Source organism: Corynebacterium haematomassiliense, assembly GCF_013978595.1.
GTDB lineage: Bacteria > Actinomycetota > Actinomycetes > Mycobacteriales > Mycobacteriaceae > Corynebacterium > Corynebacterium lehmanniae.
Genome location: NZ_JACDTZ010000001.1, coordinates 886,184 through 906,452 on the forward strand (window position 1 = coordinate 886,184; position 20,269 = coordinate 906,452).

A 20,269-nucleotide genomic window follows, 5' to 3' on the forward strand; every position below is an offset into this window, starting at 1 on the left:
GTGTGGGGCGTGAAGCGCCCGATCACCTCCACGTACCGCCTGCAGCTGCGCGGCCCGCACGCCGATCCACACGGCCGCGAATTCGGCTTTGCCCAGGCCGCCGAGCTCGTGCCCTACCTGGCCGAGCTCGGGGTGTCGCACCTGTACCTCTCCCCGATCTTCGCCTCCGCGCCGGAGTCGAACCACAACTACGACGTGATCGACCCGACCGTGGTCAGCCCCGAGCTCGGCGGCATTGACGGGCTGCGCCTGCTCGCCCGCGCCGCCCACGACGCCGGGCTGGGTCTGGTGGTGGACATCGTGCCCAACCACCTCGGCGTGGAGGTGCCGCGGCGCAACCGGTGGTGGTGGGATGTGCTGAAACACGGCCGGGCCTCAGACTTCGCGCACTTCTTCGACATCGACTGGGCCACCGACAACGGCGCCGGCGGCAAGATCGCGCTGCCGGTACTCGGCACACCAGGCGACACCGACGCGCTGAAGCTGGAACACATCGACGGCGAGGACGTGCTCACCTACTACGACCACGTCTTCCCGCTCGCCCCCGGCAGCTACACCGATCTCAACGACGACCCGGCCGCCGTGCACGCGAGGCAGCACTACCGGTTGATGTTCTGGCGCGACGGCATCATCACCTACCGCCGCTTCTTCTCCATCAACGGCCTGGCAGGCGTGCGACAGGAGGACGAGGACGTCTTCAACGCCACTCACGCCTGCCTTAAGGAACTTGTGGGCGAGGGGCTTATCGACGGCGTCCGCGTCGACCACCCCGACGGCCTGACCGACCCGTTCGGCTACCTCACTCGTCTTCGCGAGCTCATCGGCCAGGACACCTGGCTGATCGTGGAGAAAATCCTCGCCGCGGACGAGCCCCTGGACCCGCGGCTGAACATCCACGGCACCACCGGCTACGACGCGCTACGCGAGTTCGACGGCGTCTTCGTCGATGCCGGCGCCACGGACAGGCTTGGCGAGCTGGCGCGTGAGTACTCGGGCTCCGCCTGGGACGCCGACGCGGTGGAGGCAGCCGAGTGGGAGCTCAAGGCCCGCATCGCCGAGGAGGAACTCGCCGCGGAGGTGCGCAGGCTCGCCCGCGCCGTACGCCGCGACAGCCGCGCAGATACCGATCTCGCCGAACTCACCGAGGTGCTAGTGGCGCTGGTGTCGCGCATGCCGGTCTACCGCGCCGACTACCGCTCCCTGTCGCGGGTCACCGCAACACTCATCGCGCAACTGGCAGAACTCGGGCACAACCCGGCCGCGCTGGACACGGTCGCCGCAGCGCTCGCCGCCCGCGGCGAGGCCGCCCACCGCTTCGCCCAGGTCTGCGGCGCGGTGATGGCCAAGGGCGTGGAGGACACCCTGTTCTACCGCGCGTGCCGCCTGGTGGCGCTGCAGGAAGTCGGCGGCGCGCCGGGCCGCGCCGGGGTGAGCCAGGCCGAGTTCCACCTGCTCCAGGAAGAGCGTGCCTCGCTGTGGCCGCGCACCATGACCGCGCTGACCACCCACGACACCAAGCGCAGCGAGGACACCCGCGCCCGCATGCTCGAGATCGCGGAGCTGCCCGACGAGTTCGCCCGACTGGTCCGCGACGTGTTCGCGCTGACCCCGCCGCTTGACACCGCCACTGGCCTGTTTCTGTTGCACAACGTGCTGGGCGCGTGGCCGCGTGACGGCCGCGCGGACGAAGCATTCACCCAGCGCCTGCAGTCGTACGCGGTCAAAGCTGTGCGTGAGGCGGACACGCTGACGAGCTGGTACGACAACGACCATGACTACGAGGCACAAGTGACCGAGTGGATTGCGCACCTCACGCATGGCCCCGCTACGCGCCTCGTCGCGGACTTCGCCCGCGACCTCGACCGCGGCGGCGTGGCGGTCTCCCTCGGCAGGAAACTGCTGCAACTAATCGGACCGGGCATCCCGGACACCTATCAGGGCACCGAGTTTTTGGACTTCTCGCTGGTGGACCCGGACAACCGCCGCTTCGTCGATTACCGGGCGCTTCGTGCTGGTGAGGGGGCACCGGAGGACGTCGATAAGCAACGCATTGTGCGCGCCGCCTTGCACCTGCGCCGCGAGCGCCCGCAGCTCTTCCTCGAAGGCGGCTACCGCGCGATCTTCGCCGCCGGCCCCGCGCGCGGGCATGTGGTGGCCATGGTGCGCACGCTTGACGACGCACCACAGGTCATCGCCGTAGCCACCCGCGCCCCGCTCGCCTTAGAGCGCGCCGGCGGCTGGCGCGGCACCACCCTCACCCTGCCCGAAGGCACCTGGACCGACCGGCTCACCGGGCGGGAATACTCCGGCACGGTGGAAATGTCGCAGCTGTGCGCCGAACTGCCCGCGGTGCTTTTGACCATGTAAGCTAACCCGCCGTTATGAGCACAGCAAAGCATCCCGCAAAGCCCCGAAACAAGGCGATGGACGACACCATCGCCCGTCTCGGGTCGACCTACTTTGCCTGGATGCGCGAACACGAGGACGCCGCGACGACGTTTCGGCACGCGCTGCACGAACTCATGCGCGACGCCGGCATCAACTTCGACCGCGTGGACGCGCGCGTGAAGTCCTGGACCTCGCTGAAGGAAAAGGCGCGCAAGACGCGCGACGACGGCGAGATGGTCTACCCCGACCCATGGCACGACATCAAAGACATCATCGGCGCGCGCATCACGGTGCTGCACTCCACCGAAATCCCGGCGGTGCAGCGACTGCTCGCGGACCAGTTCGAGGTGCTGCGAAGCGTGGACAAGGCCGAAGAAACGCGCGTGGCCGGCGGCTTCGGCTACGGCTCGCACCACATGATCGTGCGCGTCCAGGAGCAGTCCGAGGGGCTGGAAGACTACGTCGGCCAGGTCTTCGAGGTGCAGATCCGCACCGTGCTGCAGCACGCCTGGGCCGAGTTCGAGCACGACATCCGCTACAAGCGCGCCACTGAGAACTTGGACCCGCAGGTGGACCGCGCCTTCACCCTGGCGGCGGGCCTGATAGAGCTTGCGGACCAGCAGTTCGACCAGATCGCCGCGCTTGCAAACCCAGAGGATCCGGCCGACAAGGTCAACACGGAGGTCGACGCGGAGATCTCGCCGGAGACCCTGCCGGGCATCCTCACGGTGCTGTTGGGCAACCAGTTCCCGCTGTCGCGCGCCGGCGACTACCGCTTCTGCACCGAGCTTCTGCGCGCCCACGGCATGGAGCACGTCTCCGACGTCGCGGAGCTGACCAACCCCGCGGACATCGAGGCGATCTCGAACTCGCTGTCCTACCCCTTCGTGCCGGGCCAGGTACGCATTGTCGACGACCTGCTGCTCAACCGCTACGGCACCGAGCACATCGAGCGCACCTGGGACGCCGGCAACCGTCCGCAGGTGCGGCGCAAGCGCCTGACCAACCGTTTGGGGCTGCTGCGCGGCGAGTAGGTCAGCTGCGCCGGCCCATCAGCCGGTCGATCTCGCGGCGCTCCTTCTTCGTCGGCCTGCCGGTGCCGCGGTCGCGCACCGGCGGGGCGGCGAACAGTTCGCGCGGCGGGGGCGGCGGCGAGTGGTCGATGTAGCAGGAGCGGGCAACGGGCGCACCGACGCGCTTGCTCACCGTCGCGGCCACCTCGAGGATGTACTCGCGGTGGTCCTTCCACACGCGCACAGTCTCCCCCGGCACGACCTGCTGGGCGGGCTTGACGGCCTTGCCGTCGATTTTCACGTGCCCGGCGCGCACCGCGTCCGCGGCTTGGCTGCGGGTTTTGAAGATGCGCACGGCCCACAGCCAGGCGTCGATGCGCACCGCCGCCATGGTTGGCTGGGTCAAGCTAGTACTGGTCCTTGTGGTTGACGATTCGCTGCACCTTGTTCCAGTTGGTGAACCCGCCGGCGACAGCCACGACGAGGCCGAGGAACAGGAAGGTCCAGGAGCTGAAGATAAGGCCGAACGCGATGCCTCCGGCCACGCCGCCGCCGGCCCACAGGACGGCGTTGCGGGAGTACTGGCGCACGGCGGCCTTGCGCTGTGCGATCGGGTCATTGGGGCGCGGCTGCATCGTCATGAGGCCTAAGTGTAGCGCCTTACGCGCCGCGTTCGACCCAGCGGTAGCCGGCCTCTTTCATCTCGGCGCCGCCGTGGGTGACGGCGGCGAGCAGCGCGTCCACACGCTCGCGCTCCCCCGGTGCGAACGCCAGGGTGTAGGCGGCGGCGCGTCCGTATTCCACGTCCACGACGTCGATGCCCGCGGTGCGCAGCTCGGATTCGATGCGGCCGGCTTCGGCGTGCGGGAAGTCCACGGTGCCCAGCTCGCGGACCTCGCGCGTGACGCGGGTGACCTGCTCGAGCGTGTCGGCCACGGATTCTGTGTAGGCGCTGACCAGCCCGCCGGTGCCGAGCTTGATGCCGCCGAAGTACCGGATCGCAACCGCCACCACGTCTTGCATGCCGGAGCCTTTAAGCACCTCCAACATGGGTTTGCCGGCGGTGCCGGAGGGCTCGCCGTCGTCGGAGGAGCGCTCGATGGGCTGCGCGCCGTCTTGGTGCACGATGAACGCGGAGCAGTGGTGGCGCGCGTCCGGGTACTCCTCGCGCGCGGCGGCGATCACCGCACGCGCTTCTTCTTCAGTGGTCGCGCGGGCGACCCAGCCGATGAAGCGGGAGCGCTTGACCTCGAACTCGTGGGTGACCAGCTCCGCCGCGGGGCGTACGTATGCCTGCTCCATCTAGCCCGCCACGATGTAGTCGTACTCCGGCGTGCCCGGCTCCAGGCGGCGGCAACCGATCGGCGAATCCTCCATGCGCTCCAGCAGCGGGCCTAAGTCCTCGGCGTGGGCGAGCTCGATGCCCACGAGCGCGGCGCCGGTTTCTCGGTTGTTCTTTTTCAGGTACTCGAACAACACAATGTCGTCTTCCTCGCCCAGGATGTCGTTGAGGAAGTGGCGCAGCTGGCCTGCCTCCTGCGGGAAGTTGACCAAGAAGTAGTGGCGCAGCCCCCGGTGCACCATGGAGCGCTCCATCACCTCGGCGTAGCGCAGCACGTCGTTGTTGCCGCCGGAGATGATGCACACCACGGTCGAGCCGGGCGCCAGCTCCCCCAGCCCCAGGCCGGCCACGGACAGCGCGCCGGCGGGCTCGGCGATGATGCCTTCGTTTTGGTACAGCCCGAGCATCTCCGTGCACACGGCACCCTCGTCCGCGGTATAGAGCTCGGTGGCGTCGCGGTGCGGGTTGAAGACCTGCCACGGGATCTCGCCGATGCGCTTGACCGCGGCGCCGTCCACGAACGGGTCGATGGTCCCCAGGGTGACGGGCTCGCCGGCCTCGCGCGCTGCGCCTAACGACGCCGCGCCTATCGGCTCCACCCCAACCACCTTCGTCGCAGGCGACATGTCGGCGAGGTAGGACAGCACGCCGGAGAGAAGCCCGCCGCCGCCCACCGGCACCAGCACCGTGTCCAGCTCTTTGCCCAGGCTGGCCAGCTGCGCCACGATCTCGGCGGCGACGGTGCCCTGGCCGACCACGGTGTCGCGGGAGTCGAACGGCTCAATCACCGTCGCACCGCGCGCCGCGGCGTCCTCGCGGGCGGCCTGCGCTGCCTCGTCGAACGTGTTGCCCGTGACCACAAGTTCGATGGCGTCGCCGCCGTGGACGCGGATGCGGTCGCGCTTCTGCTTCGGGGTGGGTCTGGGCACGAAGATCTTTCCTCGGATGCCCATCGCGCGGCAGGCGTAGGCCACGCCTTGGGCGTGGTTGCCGGCGGACGCCGCCACGACACCGGCGGCGCGGGCCTCGTCACCCAGCCGGGAGATGCCGTAGTAGGCGCCGCGGATCTTGTAGGAGCGCACGTCCTGCAGGTCCTCGCGTTTGAGGTAGACATCCACGCTGTACTGCTCCGACAGCCGCGGGCAGTACTGCAGTGGAGTCGGCGAAATCACCGATGAGATCCGGCCTTGCGCGAACCGGATGTCGGCTGCGCGGACTTCCTCGAAGGCGGAGTCGGACGTGGTCGGTGTGGCTGTGCGCATGGTTAGCGAGTCTACAACTGCCCGTCTCGTTTACTCCCCCTTCACCTCACCGTAACTTCACGCCCACCTTCAGGCTGTACACAAGAGCACGTACTCATTTTCAGCCCGTTTTTACAGCCCCCTGAAAGGTCCACCTATGTCCGGAAACCGCATCTCCCGCACCGGCCTCGCCGCCGCGTGCGCTACCGCCCTCACCCTCGGCCTTGTCTCCCCGGCAACCGCCGCCGTCGTTGCTGAGCCGGTGAAGGATCTTGCCGACGGTGCTACCGCCGACATCTCGGTGCTGGGTTCCTACGGCGCGGGCGCGTTTGATGAGTCCGCCGCCGAGATCGTCGCCTTCCACGCCGATTCCAAGCGCATCCTCACCGTCAACGCGCTGTCCGGCAAGATCGACGTTCTCGACGCGGCAGACCCCGCCAAGCCCACCAAGGTCGGCGAGGTTTCCGGCGGCGAGAACACCACCATCAACTCCGTCGCAGTGCGTAACGACGGCCTCGCGGTCGCCACCGTCGAGCCGGAGAACAAAACCGACGCCGGCGAGCTGATCTTCTTCGACGCCGGCGCCGACACGCCCGGCACCGTGCTCGGCCGCGTGGGCGTCGGTGCCCTGCCGGACATGGTGACCATCACTCCGGAGGGCGACTACGCGCTGGTGGCGAACGAGGGCGAGCCTGCTGAGGATTACTCGGTTGATCCGGAGGGCAGCGTAGCCGTCGTCAAGCTGCCTGCTTCTGTTGAGGCCGCAACCCAGGCCGACGTGCGTACCGCGGACTTCCGCGCCTTCGAGGGCACCTTGGCGGACAAGGGCGTGCACATCTACGGCCAGGTGGGCGCCTCCACCACCGAGGCACAGAACCTCGAGCCGGAGTACATCGCAGTTTCAGGCGGCAAGGCGTACGTGACGCTGCAGGAAAACAACGCCGTCGCAGTGGTGGACATCGCCACCGCCACCGTCGAGGACGTGTGGCCTTTGGGCTACACCGACCGCCGCGAGGTGCCAATGGACATCTCCGATAAGGACGGCAAGATCGACCTCCGCACCGCCCCGGTCAAGGGCATTCTGCAGCCGGATTCCATCGCCGCCTATGAGATCGACGGCAAGACCTACCTGGTCACGGCCAACGAGGGCGACGCGCGCGACTGGGATGCCTACTCCGAGGAAGAGCGCATTAAGAAGCTGGGCGGCAAGAAGGCGGCCCCGATCTGCGAGGGCTACGCGGGCATGACCGCCGGCGAAATCGAGGATTTCCAGGCCGACGAAAACGCGGGCCGGTTGAAGATCACCACCGCGTTCGGTTTGAACGAAGATAAAGACTGCTACGAGGACCTCTACACCTACGGCGGCCGCAGCTTCTCTATCTTCACCGCCGACGGCAAGCGCGTGTTCGACTCCGGCGCCGAGTTCGAGGAACTCACCGCGAAGCTTCTGCCGGAGTACTTCAACACCAACCACACGGAAAACGAGTTCGAGTCCCGCTCCGACGACAAGGGTCCGGAGCCCGAGGGTGTCACCGTCGGCGAGATCAACGGCCGCACCTACGCATTCATCGGCTTCGAGCGACTCGGCGGCGTGATGGTCTACGACATCACCGATCCGGCGAAGCCGGCCTACACCGCCTACATCAACAACCGCGACTTCTCCATCAATATGGAAGAACTTGCCGACGAGAGCGACGACGCCGTAAAGGCCGGACTAGAGAAGGTTGGCGACCTGGGCGCCGAGGGCCTCACGTTCGTGTCTGAGAAGGACTCCCCGAACGGCGAGAACCTACTGATCGTGGGCAACGAGGTCTCCGGCACCACCACCGTGTTTAAGGTGGACTCGCTCATTGAGACACCGTCCAAGCTGGCCGAGCCCGCTCAGCCGGACCAGGACGCTGCCGGCAGCACTCTTTCCCACGGCGGTGTGATTGCGATCGCACTCGCTGCTGTGGCGCTGGTCATCGGCGCTCTGGGTGCGGTCGGCAACGTTGTGAGCTCGGTGTTTGCCAAATAAACCTGAAGCGGTGGTCAACTGTTGCCCATGAAATAAACACCACCGCTTCACTACATTTTTAACCATAAACCTGCTAGGTTCATCGGGGTGTCATGTAGGGCACAGCGCCCACATCGACAGATCTGGATCTTCTACGAGGAGAATAAGAGAACAATGAAGCGTATTTCCACCGCAGCCGTGGCTGCCGCAACCGCTCTGTCCCTGGCCACCGTCCCGGCGATGGCTCAGGAGAACACCGCAGCTGCAACCACCACCCCGGCTGCAGCCACCACCACTCCGGCTGCAACCACCACTCCGTCCCAGCCGTCTGAGACCACCACTCCGGCAACCACCCAGCCGTCTCAGCCGACGACCACCACCCCGGCTACCGAGACCACCACGCCGGCTACCACCCAGCCGTCCCAGCCGTCTGAGACCACCACCCCGGCAACCACCCAGCCGTCTCAGCCGACGACTACCACCACGAAGCCGCAGCAGAACCAGCAGAAGAGCTCCGGCTCCTCCCAGGGCACCCTGGTCGGCATCTTCTCCGGCACCCTCGGTGCCGTGCTGACCACCTCGTTGATCGTGTTCTCCGACCCGCGTGGCGCGAACAAGATCATCGACATGGTCAACGCTCAGTTCGGTCTGGGTCTGCCGCACCTGCACACCCCGAAGGTTGAGCTGCCCAACTTCCAGCTCCCGAACCTCCCCTTCTAGCCAATCCGCTCTCTTTCGCCTGAGGAAGGTCAATCAATGAAGTCCCGTTTCGTAGCCGCGTCTTTCGCGGCAACCGCAATCGCAGCCGGCTCCCTCGCGGGTGCCGCAGCCGCCGCCGAAGCTGATACTTCGACGACGACCACGTCCACCACTGCCGAGCCGTCCACCACGGCTACGCAGGATTCCAAGATGACTACCACGGCGCCCACTACGACCAACGAGCCGGCCCCCACCAAGAAGACTCCGGCAGTGGTTGAGCCGTCCGGCACTGCCACTACCCCGGCTACTACCACTACGCCGGCCACCACGACGGCTACCACCGAGCCGACCGGAACCAACGTCCTGACCAATACCACGACGCCGACCTACACCCCGCCGGCATGGCTGCAGCCGTCCTCCTACGAGGAGCAGGCGCTCGAAGTGATCGGTAAGATCTCTCTCTGGGTCACTGCACTCGCAGCGGCGATCAGCTCCCTGATGGTGGTTGTGGGCGCAGTCCCAGGCTTGAAGGAGAACCTCAAGCAGCTGACGGGCAAGAAGTAAGAGCCTGTAGCACAAACGCGAAGCCCGCCCGGTTTTACACCGGACGGGCTTTCCGTTTGCCTAGCACCAGGTGCTAGCCCAAGATCCCGGCTCCCAGTGTCGCCTTCAAATCGCCCATCAAGCTGGCAGAGCGGTTCACGCGCAGGTGGTCGCCCAGAATCATCAGTTGGCTGTGCTCGCCGTTGACCAGATTCAGGTAGACGTCGGAGTCGCCGGCGTTGTTCACCAGCACGCCCTTGAGCTTCGCGATGTTTTCCGCCGTGCACTGGTCCGTGCGCATGGTCAGGCGCAGCGGCAGGCCCGCACCGTTGCCGGGGCCGAGCTCGGGCACCTTCACGTCGTCGCCGAACAGGCTCATGCGGTCGTCGCGGATGGACACGTGCGCCTTGACCAGGATGATGTTGTCCTCCACAATCTGCGGCGCAACCAGTGCGTACACCTTGTTAAATAGCAGGACATCTACCTGGGCGCCGTGGTGGTCCTCAATGGTCACGATGGCCCACGGCGAGCCGTCCTTTTTAGAGAAGCGGCGGTCCACGGAGGAGATCAGCCCGCCGATGGTCACCTCCGCCCCGTTGCGCATTTCGCCGGAGAGGATGGTGGTCAGCTGGGTATCCGTCTGCGCGTCGATGGCCTCCTCGAAGCCGTCGAGCGGGTGGCCAGAGACGTACAGGCCGAGCATCTCGCGCTCCAGTGCGAGCTTGTGCTTTCGGTCCCATTCGTCGTCAGGCACCTCGATGGTGAACGCGGAATTGTCGGCGCCGTCTTCCCCGCCAAAACCGGCGAAGAGGTCGAACTGCCCCTTGTCCGCCGCTTTCTTCGTGGCAAGGACGGAATCGACGGCGTCTTCCTGGATCAGCATGAGCCCCTTGCGCGGGTGCTCCAACGAGTCGAACGCGCCGGCCTTGATCAGCGATTCTGTGATTCGCTTGTTGCAGGCCGCCAGCTCGATCTTGTCCAGGTAGTCGGAGAAGCTGGTGAACGCTCCTTTTTCCTTTCTGGTCTTCTTGATGGACTCCACCACTTCCACGCCGACGTTGCGCACGGCGGCAAGCCCGTAGCGGATGTCGTCGCCGACAGCCATGAAGTTCTCTTCGGACTCATTGATGTCCGGCTGCAGCACGCTAATGCCCAGGTGACGGCAATCCGACAGGTAGATCGCGGACTTGTCCTTCTTGTCGCCCACGGAGGTCAAAAGCGCAGCCATGTACTCAGCGGCGTAGTTCGCCTTCATGTAGGCCGTCCAGTAGGACACCAGCGCATAACCTGCGGCGTGGGACTTGTTGAACGCGTACGACGCGAACGGCTCGATGGTGCCCCACAGCGCGTCCACGGCCTCCTTGGAGTAGCCGTTGGAGAACATGCCGGCGGAAAACGTCTCGTACTGCTTCGCAAGCACCTCCGGCTTCTTCTTACCCATGGCCTTGCGGAAGCCGTCTGCTTGGCCGGCCGTGTAGTTCGCCACCTTCTGCGAGATGTTCATGATCTGCTCTTGGTAGACGATCAGGCCGTAGGTTTCGTCCAGGATCTCCTTGAGCGGCTCTTCCAGCTCCGGGTGGATCGGCGTGATCGGCTTGCGCCCGTTTTTGCGGTCCGCGTAATCCCAGTGGGCGTTCACACCCATCGGGCCCGGGCGGTACAACGCCAGCGACGCGACAATATCGTTGAAGCCGGTCGGCTTCATGCGCTTGAGCAGCTCCTGCATGCCGCCGGAATCCAGCTGGAACACGCCCAGGGTCTCGCCGCGTGAAAGCAGCTCGTAGACTGCCTGGTCGTCGGTGTCCAACGCCTCGAGGTCGATGGTTTCGCCGCGGTTTTTCTTCACGTTCTCCAGCGCGTCGCCGAGCACCGTGAGGTTGCGCAGCCCCAGGAAGTCCATCTTCAGCAGGCCGATGGCCTCGCACGCCGGGTAGTCCCAGCCGGTGATGATCGCCCCGTCGGCCGGGCGCTTCCACATCGGGATGTGCTCCATCAGCGGCACCGACGCCATAATCACCGCGCACGCGTGCACGCCGGCCTGGCGCACCACGCCCTCGAGACCGCGCGCAGTCTCATAAATCTTGGCCACGTCCGGATCCGTCTCAATCAGCGAGCGGACCTCCGCGGCTTCGGTGTAGCGCTCGTGCTCCGGGTCGGTGATGCCGGACAGCGGAATGTCCTTCGCCATGATCGCCGGCGGCAGCGCGCCGTTGATGCGGTCCGCCATCTGGAAGCCGGGCTGGCCGAAGTTCACCTTCGCCGAGTCCTTGATCGCCTGCTTCGTCTTCACCGTGCCGAAGGTGATCACCTGGGCGATCTTGTCCTCACCCCAGCGCTCGGCGGCGTATGTGATCATCTCGCCGCGGCGGCGGTCGTCGAAGTCGATATCGATATCCGGCGCGGACGGGCGCTCCGGGTTCAAGAATCGCTCGAAGAGCAGGCCGTGCTCCATCGGGTCAATGTTGGTGATCGTCAGCGCGTACGCAACCAGGGAACCTGCCGCGGAACCACGGCCCGGTCCGACGCGGATGCCGATCTCGCGGGCGTGTTTGATCAGCTCCGCCACGATGAGGAAGTAGGACGGGTAGCCCTTCATGTCGATGACGTCGATCTCGTAGCTCGCGCGCGTGAGGTACTCCTCCGGCACCTCTCCCCCGTCGAAGCGATCCTCCAGCCCGCGCTGGACTTCCTCGCGCAGCCACGTGGTCGGGGTGTGCCCCTCCGGCACATCGGCAATCGGCATACGGTCGTGCGGGTGCTCCTCCCACAGCTCGCCGTAGTCGCCGACGCGCTCCGCGATCCACAAGGTGTTGTCGCAGCCGTCCGGCACCGTGGAATCCCACAGCTCGCGCATCTGCTCCGCGGACTTGATGTAGTAGCCGGTGCCGTCGAACTTGAAGCGGTCCGGGTCAAGCAAGGTCTTACCGGTCTGCACACACAGCATCGCCTCGTGCGCCGGCGCCTGGGATTCGAGCACGTAGTGGCAGTCGTTGGTCACCAGCGGCGGCAGATCCAGAGCCTGGCCGATGCGCAGCAGGTCCTCGCGCACGCGCCGCTCAATGTGCAGGCCGTGGTCCATCAGCTCCAAGAAGTAGTTGTCCTTGCCGTAGATGTCCTGCCACATCGCCGCAGCCTCCAACGCGGCGTCGTATTGGCCCAGGCGCAGGCGCGTCTGCACGTCGCCCGACGGGCAGCCCGTGGTGGCGATGATGCCGTCGGCGTGCTCGGCAATCAGCTCCGCGTCCATGCGCGGCCACTTGCCCAGCTGTCCCTCGTAAGACGCCAACGACGACAGCTTGAACAGGTTGCGCAGGCCCGTCGCATTTTCCGCCAGCATGGTCTGGTGCAGGTACGCGCCGGACGCGGAAACGTCGTCACGCTTCTGGTCCGGGGTGCCCCACAGCACGCGCTTCTTGTTGAAGCGGGACTCAGGTGCCATGTACGCCTCGATGCCGATGATCGGCTTGACCCCGGCATCCACCATGCGGCGGTAAAACGCGTTCGAGCCGAACATGTTGCCGTGGTCGGTCATGCCCACCGCGGGCATGCCCTGGCGCACCACTTCGTCGGCGAGCATGTCCACCTTCGCCATGCCGTCCAGCATGGAAAATTCGGTGTGGTTATGCAGGTGCACGAAGGAGGATTTTTTGGCCATGCGGCTCATCTTAGACGGCGCGCCGACACGCGCGAATCCCCTCGAAAACCAGTGCGGTTACTCGTACCGGAGGGCGTCGATAGGCTGCATCTTCGCCGCCTTCGAGGCGGGGTACGCGCCGAAAAACACACCTGTCGCGAGCGAGAACAGCAGCGCGAAAATCACGGCGCTCAGCGGCGGCCACGTCAGGTCCAACACCGCGGAACTTGCGATCATGCCGATCGCGCCGCCGAGGATCACACCGATGATGCCGCCGATGAGGCAGACCAGCATCGCCTCGACGATGAACTGCACACGGATGTCGTTCTGCGTCGCACCCAGGGCCTTGCGCACACCGATCTCGCGGGTGCGCTCGGTGACCGTGATGAGCATGATGTTCATCACGCCGATGCCGCCGACGAGCAGCGAGATGCCGCCGATGGCGGACAGCACCGTGGACAGCGTGCGGAAGATCGTGGTCAGGCCCTCCAGGCTCGCGGAGATGTCGAAAACCTCAGCCTCGTAATCCTCGTTGCCCGCGTACTTGCGGTCCAAGTAGGACTGCAGGTCCGCGCGGAAGACCTCCGGGTCTTCCTCGGGTGAGGAGCGGACGCTAAACGACGGGGTCCAGCTGGCGTCCAGCCCAACCCGGTCCGCGGCCGTGGCCGGAATGAAGATCTCCGCGGCTGCAGACTGCCCGAACGCGGGGTCCTTCTCCGCCCGCTCCAGCACACCGACGATGGTGAACACGCTGGTGGTGCCGTCCACGTCCACGTCGAAGCGGGAGCCGAGGGCGGCGGCAGAATCGCCGTCGAAAAGCGCCTCAACAAGCTCGGGCGAGACCACCGCGACGGGGCGGCGGCCGTCGAGCATGTCCTGCGTGATGCCGCGCCCGTACTGCACCTTCAGGCTGCGCAGGTCTAGCGAGCCGGTCAGCGCGGGGTTGATGCCGACGGAGACGGAATCGTCGCCGGTGCTGGCCTCGCCCTGGCCGGAGACGTCGATGTCCACGCCGCGGATCCGGTCGCCGAATGTGGAGGACAGGTCGTTGAGGTCGTCCAAGCTCATGCCGTCGCGCTCCTCCGACGGTGGGGCCATGCCGAAGCCCGCGAACGGGTCGTCGCTGCCCTCGCCCTCCTCGGGGCGCTCGTGGATCATGACCGGGTAGGTGGTGGTTCCGGCGTCTTCGAGGCCGCCCATGACGTCGTTTTCCAGGGCGCGGCCGAGCGTCATAATGATGATCACGGCCATGATGCCGATGATGATTCCCAGGAGTGTCAGCAGCGAGCGCAGCTTGTTCGTGTTCAGGCTGGACATGGCCAGCCGCATCGATTCGCGGATGTTCATCTAGCTCGCCCCTCCCGGTTGACGCACGCCGGCGATGCGGCCGTCCATCATTTCCACCACGCGTCCGGTCTCTTCGGCGAGCTCCGGGTTGTGGGTAATGAACACGATGGCCTTGCCCAAGTCCTGGTTCAGCTCGTGGAACAGGTCCATCACCATGCGGCCGGTCTTCGAGTCCAGCGCGCCTGTGGGCTCGTCCGCGAGAAGCAGATCCGGGTCGTTGGCCAGGCTGCGCGCGATGGCCACGCGCTGCTTCTGGCCGCCGGAAAGCTCGTTCGGATTGTGGTGCAGGCGGTCGCCCATGCCCATCCGGTCCAGCAGCTCGGCGGCGCGCTCGTCGCGCTCCTTGCGCTCCACACCGGCGTACATCATGGGCATGGCCACGTTCTGCAGCGCGTCCATGCGCCCGATCAGGTTGAAGTTCTGGAAGATGAAGCCGATGTTCTTGCTGCGGTAGGACGCGAGCTCTTTGTCTTCCTTGGCGTAGACCGGCTCGCCGTTGAAGGCGTAGGCACCCTCCGTGGGCCTATCCAGCATGCCGATCAGGTTCATCAACGTGGACTTGCCGCAGCCGGACGGGCCGACGATGGAGACGAACTCGCCCTGGTCGGCGTAGAAGTCCACCCCGTGCAGCACCGTCAGTTCGCTGGGTTCGCCCTCGTTGTAGGTTTTGACCACATTGCGCATGTCGATGAGCAGGCCGGAATCGGCCATGCCGCCGTGCTTGGAAGCCTCCGTCATCTACTGCTGCCCCTCGGCGGCACGACGGGTGCTGGTGACCGTCACCGTGGCCGTGGTGCGCTCCTTCTTCTCCCGCGCCTGACGCACCTGGTCCGGGTTGAAGTTCGGGTCCGTGATCTCCACGCTCTCGCCAAGGCGGCCCTGGTACTCATCCGGCCAGTTGATCACGATGTCGCCCGGCTTGAGCTCGCCGCCGGTGACTGCGACGTCCACGTCGTTGGAGGCGCCGGTCTTCACCTTGCGCTCCTCGACGGTGCCGGATGTGGCGTCGTCGCCGTCCGTGGCCAGCACGAGCACCTTCTGGTCGTTGTCCTCGCCGTAGACGGCGTCCAGCGGCACGTTCAGCGCGTCCTTCGCCTCGGCGGTGATGATCTCCGCTCGGGCGGAACCGCCGAGCAGCAGGCCTTCCTTGTCGCCGGTGACCTCGATCTCCACGGGGAAGGTCACCTCGCTGGACTTGTTGTTGCCCTGCTGCGGCATACCTTGCATCGGGTTCTGGTTGCCGCTGGCAACGGAATCGGACGCCGGCGCGATACGGGTGACGCGGCCCTTAAACGTCTTCTTGCCGGTGGCGGTGGTGGTGAACTCCACCCGGTCGCCCTCCTTGACGTTGGGGACGTCCGACTCGCGCACGTCGGTGCGGATGACCAAGCGGGAGTCATCCGCGATGGTGAGCAGCTTGCCCTGCGGGATGTCGCCCTCGCGCACGTCCACGCTGGTAACCAGGCCCGCCATCGGGGCGTAGATGGTGGATTCGCGCACCTGGTACTCCAGGGTGCCGTCACCGTCGCCGAGCTGTGCAGTCTCTGCCTGTCGCGTGGCAGAATCCAGCTGCGCCTGCAGCTGGTTGCCTTCCTGCGCTGCCGCGGACTGCGCCGCCGCCAGGCCCGCCTTCGCGTCCTGCAACGCCGCGCTAGCCTCTTCGACGCTCATGCCCGCGCCCACGGCAGCACCGCTACCGGCGCCGCCGCCAGCGTTCTCCCCCGTCAGCTGCGCCAGCTGCTCCGGGCTCAGCTGGCCCGGCACCTGCTCCGGAGCTGGCACAGCCGGCGCCTCCGGTGCAGCAGGCGCCGCCGGCGCGGCCGGGGGCGCTGTCCTAATGCCCAGGTTCGAGGAAATGTCGCCGGCGGCGCGCTCAACAGCCGCGATGCCGCGGTTGATCATGCGGGGTCCGCCGTTGGCGGCCACGGCTGCGTCGTACGCCGCCTGCGCCTGATTGACCTGCGCCTGGGCGGCGCGGATGGCCTCGTTGGTGCCGTTGTTCACGCTTTCCTGGTGGGCGTTGAGCGCCGCGCGCGCCTGATCCACCTGCGCCTGGGCGTCGGCCTGCGCGTTGGCCTGCTGCTTCTGCTGCACCTCCAGCTGGCGCTCCAGCTGCTCGGAGTTCATGGAGGCCAAGAACTGCTGCGGCTGCACGCGGTCGCCAGCCTTGACTGCCACCTTTTCCACCTCGGACTGCACCGGGGTGGAGATGTTCACGGAGCGGATCGGCTCGATCGTGCCGTTGACCACCACACTGTCGGACACGCCCTCGTTGGTGGCCACGGTGTAGTCGCCGGGGTTCAGGCCCGCGCCCTCAGCACTGTCGTCGCCGCCTCCGCCGAAACCGCAGGCGCCGAGGAAGAGCGCGGAGGTTGTCACCAACGCAAGCCCCGCGCGGGTAAGACGCTTGTGTCCGGTCGAGTTTTCGGTAGAGGAAGTCAAGAGCTCTCCTTGCCTAACGGTGCAAAACGGGCTTGCGTACAACTCCGCAAACTATACACCCCCCACGTGTCGCAGAAGGAGTGATGGAAAACGCTCCCCACACCGCGTCCGCTGGCAGCATTTCCACAGCAAGGACCGTGTCCGTGGCGTTAATCCGCTCCAGTTGCGTGCGCGGGGCAAACACTACTGCTCCGGCGATTGGGGAGGCGGTGGCGGACCGGAGGACGTCGATACGCATTTTGCCTATCGACGCCTCCGGGACCACCACCGGAGCCACCCCCGGAACCACCAGCGCGCTCACGCGCGGGGCGGGCTCGAGTGCCGCGGCAGCATCGTCGGGGTCAAGCGGCCGGTCGAAGGTGACCAACGCGAAGGAGGCCTCATCGTGGTCGAGAGTTGCGGCGGCGCGCTGGACGTACTGCTGCGCGGTCTCCCCCTCCTCCGGGCCGAGCTGGTCTCCTTGCAGCACTGGCGGGGCGGGCGGGTTGGCCTCGCCGACGAGCCAGAACCCGGCCACGAGCGCGAGCACCAGGGCGAGTGCGCGCATCTAGCCGTTCCGCACTTTATCCAGCGCTGTGCGCAGATCCTTCGGGTACTCGGAGGAGACCTCCATGTACTCGCCGGTGCGCGGGTGGGTAAAGCCCAGCTTGGTGGCGTGCAGCCACTGGCGCTTCAGGCCCAGCTCCTTGGCCAGGTTCGGGTCGGAGCCGTACATGGGGTCGCCCACGCAGGGATGCCCCACCGAGGACATGTGCACGCGGATCTGGTGTGTGCGCCCGGTTTCGAGGTGGATGTCCAAAAGACTCGCGCGGCGGAATGCCTCGATGACGCTGTAGTGGGTCACGCTCGGGCGGCCGTCCTGGGTGACGGCGAACTTCCAGCCTGCAGACGGGTGGCGCGCAATCGGCGCGTCAATGGTGCCCTCGATCGGATCCGGCAGCCCCTGGACCAGCGCGTGGTAGGTCTTGTCCACCGTGCGCTCCTTGAAGGCGCGCTTGAGCACGGAGTAGGCGGGCACGCTCGCCGCCACGATCATCACGCCGGAGGTGCCCACGTCCAAGCGTTGCACAATGCCCTGGCGCTCCGGGGGCCCGGCGTCCGGCAGGGTAAAGCCCATCGCCTGCAAACCTCCCACCACGTCCGGGCCTTCCCAGCCCAGCGTGGGGTGCGCGGCCACGCCCACCGGTTTGTCCACGGCGATCACGTCCGCGTCCTGGTAGAGGATCTCCAGTCCCTCCACCAGCTCGGTCACCGGCTGCGGGGCGCGCTTCGGCTCAGGCAGGGTGACTTCCAGCATCGCGCCTGTGGCGACGCGGTCGGACTTTTGGGCGGCAGCTCCGTCGACAAGCACATCGCCCTCCGCCGCCATCTCGGAGGCGACGGAGCGGGAGACTCCGAAGAGCTTGGCGATCGCCGCGTCCACCCGCATGCCCTCAAGCCCCTCAGGCACGGGCAGGGCCCTGAACTCACCGCCCACGTTCGCCTCCCTTCATCTCCGCCGCGAGCGTGCCCAGGATGAACACGACAACGCCGACGGTGATCGACGCATCGGCCAAGTTGAACACCGCGAAGTTTCCTACGGAGATGTAGTCCACCACGTGGCCGAACCAGAATCCGGGGTCCCGAAACAAGCGGTCCGTGAGGTTGCCCAACGCGCCGCCCGCAACAAGTGCGAGCCCCAGCGCCTCCCACTTCGAGGTCATGCGCGGCCCGAACCACAGCGCACCCAGCACGAACGCCAGCTGGATCGCGGTGAACAACCAGGTGAGGTTCTCCCCCATGGAAAACGCCGCGCCGGAGTTGAACAGCAGGTAGAAGCGGAACCAGTCCCCGATCACCGGCTGCGGCACACCGGGCTCCAGCCAGTTCAGCATCAGCTGCTTGACCAGCTGGTCCACCGCGGCAACCGCGAGCGTGACCGCAGCCACCAAGACGAGGTAGCGCGGGGTGCGTTGTGCTGTCGTGTCCTGCTTCATCGCCGAACCACTTTAGCCGGTCGCATGCGGGCTGCCTGTATTCCGCTGCGCGGGCCAGGTAGCTTTTGAAGAATGTTCCGCACCCTCCGCAGTATCACCGCCGCCGCCACGCTCACCCTCGCGCTCACCGCCTGTTCCTCAGCAGATGACGATCCGGTGGCCGGGGTGCCGGCATTTCCTATCGACGCTCCTTCGGTCACCCTGGTCAACCCCGGCGAGAACCCGGATGAGGTGCGCTACTCGCCCGCCGCTGAGTGGGATACCTCAGTTGCGGTCTCCTCCGGCGTGGACCAGCACGTGGCAGCTCCCGGCGAAGCCGAGGATGCCAACGCACCCGCCGGTGGCGACGTGAACAAGACCACCCTGCCGCTGACGGTGACCGCCGGCGAAGCCCCGGCCCCTTCCGACGGCGAAGAGGACGCCGATTCCCGCATCGACTTCGTGGTCGGCTCCGGCAAGCATTCCGATCTCGACATCGGCCAGGATGTCGCCGCTTCCGAGGGGTTCCGTATGAGCTGGCGCGCCGAGGACACCGGCCGCGTGTCCACCTTGAAACTGCTCGCTCCAACTGATGCGCCGCAGCGCGGCCTGCAGCACGTCGAACCCACCCTGCTCGCCCTCATCAACAGCACCGTCGTCTTCCCCGACGAGCCGATCGGCCCCGGCGCGACGTGGACCGTGGAAAACCGCGTCGCAGGCGACGCCTCCATGACGCGCACCACCACCTACACGCTGGTCTCGCGCGACGGGGACACTCTGACGCTAGACACGAAGGTTGAGGAACGCCCCCAGAACAACACCGTCACCGTAGACGGCCCCGGCGAACTCGAGGGCGAAAGCGTGCAGGTGGATTCCTCCCGCACCACCTCCGAGGGCCAGATCGTGGTGGACCTGTCGCGTCCGCTGCCGGTGTCCGGCCAGACCGCCTGGACCACCCGCCTAATCTACGGCGGAGACGAGAAAGCGCGGGTGGTCCAAGACATCACCCGCGCTGTGCAGTACGGCGCTTAGAGCGCCGGCGCTTCGGCCGGTGCTTCGGCCGGCGCCTGCTCGGCCGGGGCTTCGGCCGGCGCCTGCTCGGCCGGCGCCTCAGGGGCGGCGGGGGCGCCGCTGTTGCACATGTCCGGCACCTGCTCCGGCGGCAGCGTGTTGCTGACCAGGAAGCATGCCCAGCTCTTGGAGATCTTCCAGTTTCCTTCCTCGTTGATGAACTCCACGTCCTCCGCCAGCTGGGATTCGGCGTTCGGGCGGGTGAAGTTCACGGTGGCGAGCACCGAGTTGGCGGTGTAGCCCGGCAACACCGGGTTGACCACCTGGAAGTTCGCGCCGGATTCCTGCTGCGACTGCGTCATCAGGTCGAACAGCTCCGGCGTGGTCTCGCCGCCCTGCACGGTGTTCGCTCGCTCGGCGATCGGCAGGTTCGGGTCGGCAGCGCGCTGCAGCACGGCGTTGAGCTCTTCCGCCGTCGGCATTTCCGCCACCGGCGCTGCCTCGGAGGAGGCCGACTGGGACGCGGCGGTAGTTTCAGTCGTGTCCGAATCCTCGGAGCAGGCAGTCAGGCTCAGCGCAAGCCCCGCGACAGCTGCGGCTGCGACAAGTTTCGGTGTTTTCACGTGTTCTCCTTGCGTAGCGTAAATCTCTCGCTTCA

18 protein-coding genes are annotated in these 20,269 nt (G+C 66.5%); 6 read left to right on the forward strand and 12 right to left on the reverse strand.

Features of this window, described 5'->3' with window-relative positions:
- Positions 1–9: 9 nt before the first annotated feature.
- Positions 10–2,367, forward strand: coding sequence for a malto-oligosyltrehalose synthase (gene treY / locus H0193_RS04265; protein WP_181888707.1), 2,358 nt, complete (start codon positions 10–12; stop codon positions 2,365–2,367).
- A gap of 14 nt (positions 2,368–2,381) precedes the next feature.
- Positions 2,382–3,422: a GTP pyrophosphokinase gene (locus H0193_RS04270; RefSeq protein WP_236883409.1), complete on the forward strand. Its 1,041-nt coding sequence runs from the start codon at positions 2,382–2,384 to the stop codon at positions 3,420–3,422.
- Between the two features lies 1 nt (position 3,423).
- Here the strand turns inward: H0193_RS04270 and H0193_RS04275 are convergent, their stop codons facing one another.
- Genes H0193_RS04275 through ilvA form a run of 4 tightly spaced genes read right to left on the reverse strand, consistent with a single transcriptional unit; the run spans position 3,424 to position 6,005 of the window.
- A complete protein-coding gene (locus H0193_RS04275; protein ID WP_181889609.1) occupies positions 3,424–3,792 on the reverse strand; it encodes an RNA-binding S4 domain-containing protein in 369 nt (122 codons plus the stop codon).
- A 16-nt stretch (positions 3,793–3,808) separates the two neighbouring features.
- Positions 3,809–4,042, reverse strand: a complete 234-nt coding sequence (locus H0193_RS04280; RefSeq protein ID WP_181888708.1) for a hypothetical protein — start codon at positions 4,040–4,042, stop codon at positions 3,809–3,811.
- 19 nt (positions 4,043–4,061) lie between these two features.
- Positions 4,062–4,703: a YigZ family protein gene (locus H0193_RS04285; protein WP_181888709.1), complete on the reverse strand. Its 642-nt coding sequence runs from the start codon at positions 4,701–4,703 to the stop codon at positions 4,062–4,064.
- Entirely contained in the window at positions 4,704–6,005 is a 1,302-nt protein-coding gene (gene ilvA, locus H0193_RS04290) for a threonine ammonia-lyase IlvA (RefSeq protein WP_181888710.1), read from the reverse strand. It abuts the gene before it with no gap.
- A 136-nt stretch (positions 6,006–6,141) separates the two neighbouring features.
- Between ilvA and H0193_RS04295 the strand changes: the two genes are divergently transcribed.
- From H0193_RS04295 to H0193_RS04305, 3 genes are all read left to right on the forward strand, one after another.
- Positions 6,142–8,001, forward strand: coding sequence for a choice-of-anchor I family protein (locus H0193_RS04295; RefSeq protein ID WP_181888711.1), 1,860 nt, complete (start codon positions 6,142–6,144; stop codon positions 7,999–8,001).
- Between the two features lie 153 nt (positions 8,002–8,154).
- Positions 8,155–8,700, forward strand: a complete 546-nt coding sequence (locus H0193_RS04300) for a hypothetical protein (RefSeq protein WP_181888712.1) — start codon at positions 8,155–8,157, stop codon at positions 8,698–8,700.
- A 36-nt stretch (positions 8,701–8,736) separates the two neighbouring features.
- Positions 8,737–9,243, forward strand: coding sequence for a hypothetical protein (locus H0193_RS04305; protein ID WP_181888713.1), 507 nt, complete (start codon positions 8,737–8,739; stop codon positions 9,241–9,243).
- Positions 9,244–9,316: 73 nt separating this feature from the next.
- Here H0193_RS04305 and dnaE read toward each other — a convergent pair whose 3' ends face one another.
- The 7 genes from dnaE to lspA are packed head-to-tail and all read right to left on the reverse strand — an operon-like array spanning position 9,317 to position 18,621.
- Positions 9,317–12,877, reverse strand: a complete 3,561-nt coding sequence (gene dnaE / locus H0193_RS04310; protein WP_181888714.1) for a DNA polymerase III subunit alpha — start codon at positions 12,875–12,877, stop codon at positions 9,317–9,319.
- Between the two features lie 57 nt (positions 12,878–12,934).
- On the reverse strand, positions 12,935–14,203 hold the full coding sequence (locus H0193_RS04315; protein WP_181888715.1) for an ABC transporter permease: 1,269 nt from the start codon (positions 14,201–14,203) through the stop codon (positions 12,935–12,937).
- A complete protein-coding gene (locus H0193_RS04320; protein WP_370645825.1) occupies positions 14,204–14,941 on the reverse strand; it encodes an ABC transporter ATP-binding protein in 738 nt (245 codons plus the stop codon). It abuts the gene before it with no gap.
- Entirely contained in the window at positions 14,942–16,645 is a 1,704-nt protein-coding gene (locus tag H0193_RS04325) for an efflux RND transporter periplasmic adaptor subunit (protein ID WP_181888716.1), read from the reverse strand.
- Between the two features lie 13 nt (positions 16,646–16,658).
- On the reverse strand, positions 16,659–17,192 hold the full coding sequence (locus tag H0193_RS04330; protein WP_181888717.1) for a hypothetical protein: 534 nt from the start codon (positions 17,190–17,192) through the stop codon (positions 16,659–16,661).
- Complete coding sequence (locus H0193_RS04335) at positions 17,193–18,074, reverse strand: RluA family pseudouridine synthase (RefSeq protein ID WP_181889611.1); 882 nt, start codon at positions 18,072–18,074, stop codon at positions 17,193–17,195.
- A gap of 37 nt (positions 18,075–18,111) precedes the next feature.
- Positions 18,112–18,621, reverse strand: a complete 510-nt coding sequence (lspA, locus tag H0193_RS04340; protein WP_181888718.1) for a signal peptidase II — start codon at positions 18,619–18,621, stop codon at positions 18,112–18,114.
- 72 nt (positions 18,622–18,693) lie between these two features.
- On the opposite strand from lspA, the gene H0193_RS04345 reads away from it, so the two are divergent.
- Positions 18,694–19,632, forward strand: a complete 939-nt coding sequence (locus H0193_RS04345) for a DUF6263 family protein (RefSeq protein WP_181888719.1) — start codon at positions 18,694–18,696, stop codon at positions 19,630–19,632.
- On the opposite strand, the gene H0193_RS04350 is transcribed toward H0193_RS04345, so the two are convergent.
- Positions 19,629–20,234 carry a WKL family lipoprotein gene (locus tag H0193_RS04350; protein WP_181888720.1) on the reverse strand — a complete coding sequence of 202 codons (606 nt, stop codon included), beginning with the start codon at positions 20,232–20,234 and terminating at the stop codon, positions 19,629–19,631. The two genes, H0193_RS04345 and H0193_RS04350, sit on opposite strands and share 4 nt — an antisense overlap.
- Positions 20,235–20,269 lie beyond the last annotated feature (35 nt).

Bases quoted from the DNA above. Each gene is read 5' to 3' on its own strand.
- H0193_RS04270 (WP_236883409.1), top strand. From the start codon at position 2,382: ATGAGCACAGCAAAGCATCCCGCAAAGCCCCGAAACAAGGCGATGGAC.
- H0193_RS04275 (WP_181889609.1), bottom strand. From the start codon at position 3,792: ATGGCGGCGGTGCGCATCGACGCCTGGCTGTGGGCCGTGCGCATCTTC.
- H0193_RS04280 (WP_181888708.1), bottom strand. From the start codon at position 4,042: ATGACGATGCAGCCGCGCCCCAATGACCCGATCGCACAGCGCAAGGCC.
- H0193_RS04285 (WP_181888709.1), bottom strand. From the start codon at position 4,703: ATGGAGCAGGCATACGTACGCCCCGCGGCGGAGCTGGTCACCCACGAG.
- ilvA (WP_181888710.1), bottom strand. From the start codon at position 6,005: ATGCGCACAGCCACACCGACCACGTCCGACTCCGCCTTCGAGGAAGTC.
- H0193_RS04295 (WP_181888711.1), top strand. From the start codon at position 6,142: ATGTCCGGAAACCGCATCTCCCGCACCGGCCTCGCCGCCGCGTGCGCT.
- H0193_RS04300 (WP_181888712.1), top strand. From the start codon at position 8,155: ATGAAGCGTATTTCCACCGCAGCCGTGGCTGCCGCAACCGCTCTGTCC.
- H0193_RS04305 (WP_181888713.1), top strand. From the start codon at position 8,737: ATGAAGTCCCGTTTCGTAGCCGCGTCTTTCGCGGCAACCGCAATCGCA.
- dnaE (WP_181888714.1), bottom strand. From the start codon at position 12,877: ATGGCCAAAAAATCCTCCTTCGTGCACCTGCATAACCACACCGAATTT.
- H0193_RS04315 (WP_181888715.1), bottom strand. From the start codon at position 14,203: ATGAACATCCGCGAATCGATGCGGCTGGCCATGTCCAGCCTGAACACG.
- H0193_RS04320 (WP_370645825.1), bottom strand. From the start codon at position 14,941: ATGACGGAGGCTTCCAAGCACGGCGGCATGGCCGATTCCGGCCTGCTC.
- H0193_RS04330 (WP_181888717.1), bottom strand. From the start codon at position 17,192: ATGCGCGCACTCGCCCTGGTGCTCGCGCTCGTGGCCGGGTTCTGGCTC.
- H0193_RS04335 (WP_181889611.1), bottom strand. From the start codon at position 18,074: ATGCGGGTGGACGCGGCGATCGCCAAGCTCTTCGGAGTCTCCCGCTCC.
- lspA (WP_181888718.1), bottom strand. From the start codon at position 18,621: ATGAAGCAGGACACGACAGCACAACGCACCCCGCGCTACCTCGTCTTG.
- H0193_RS04345 (WP_181888719.1), top strand. From the start codon at position 18,694: ATGTTCCGCACCCTCCGCAGTATCACCGCCGCCGCCACGCTCACCCTC.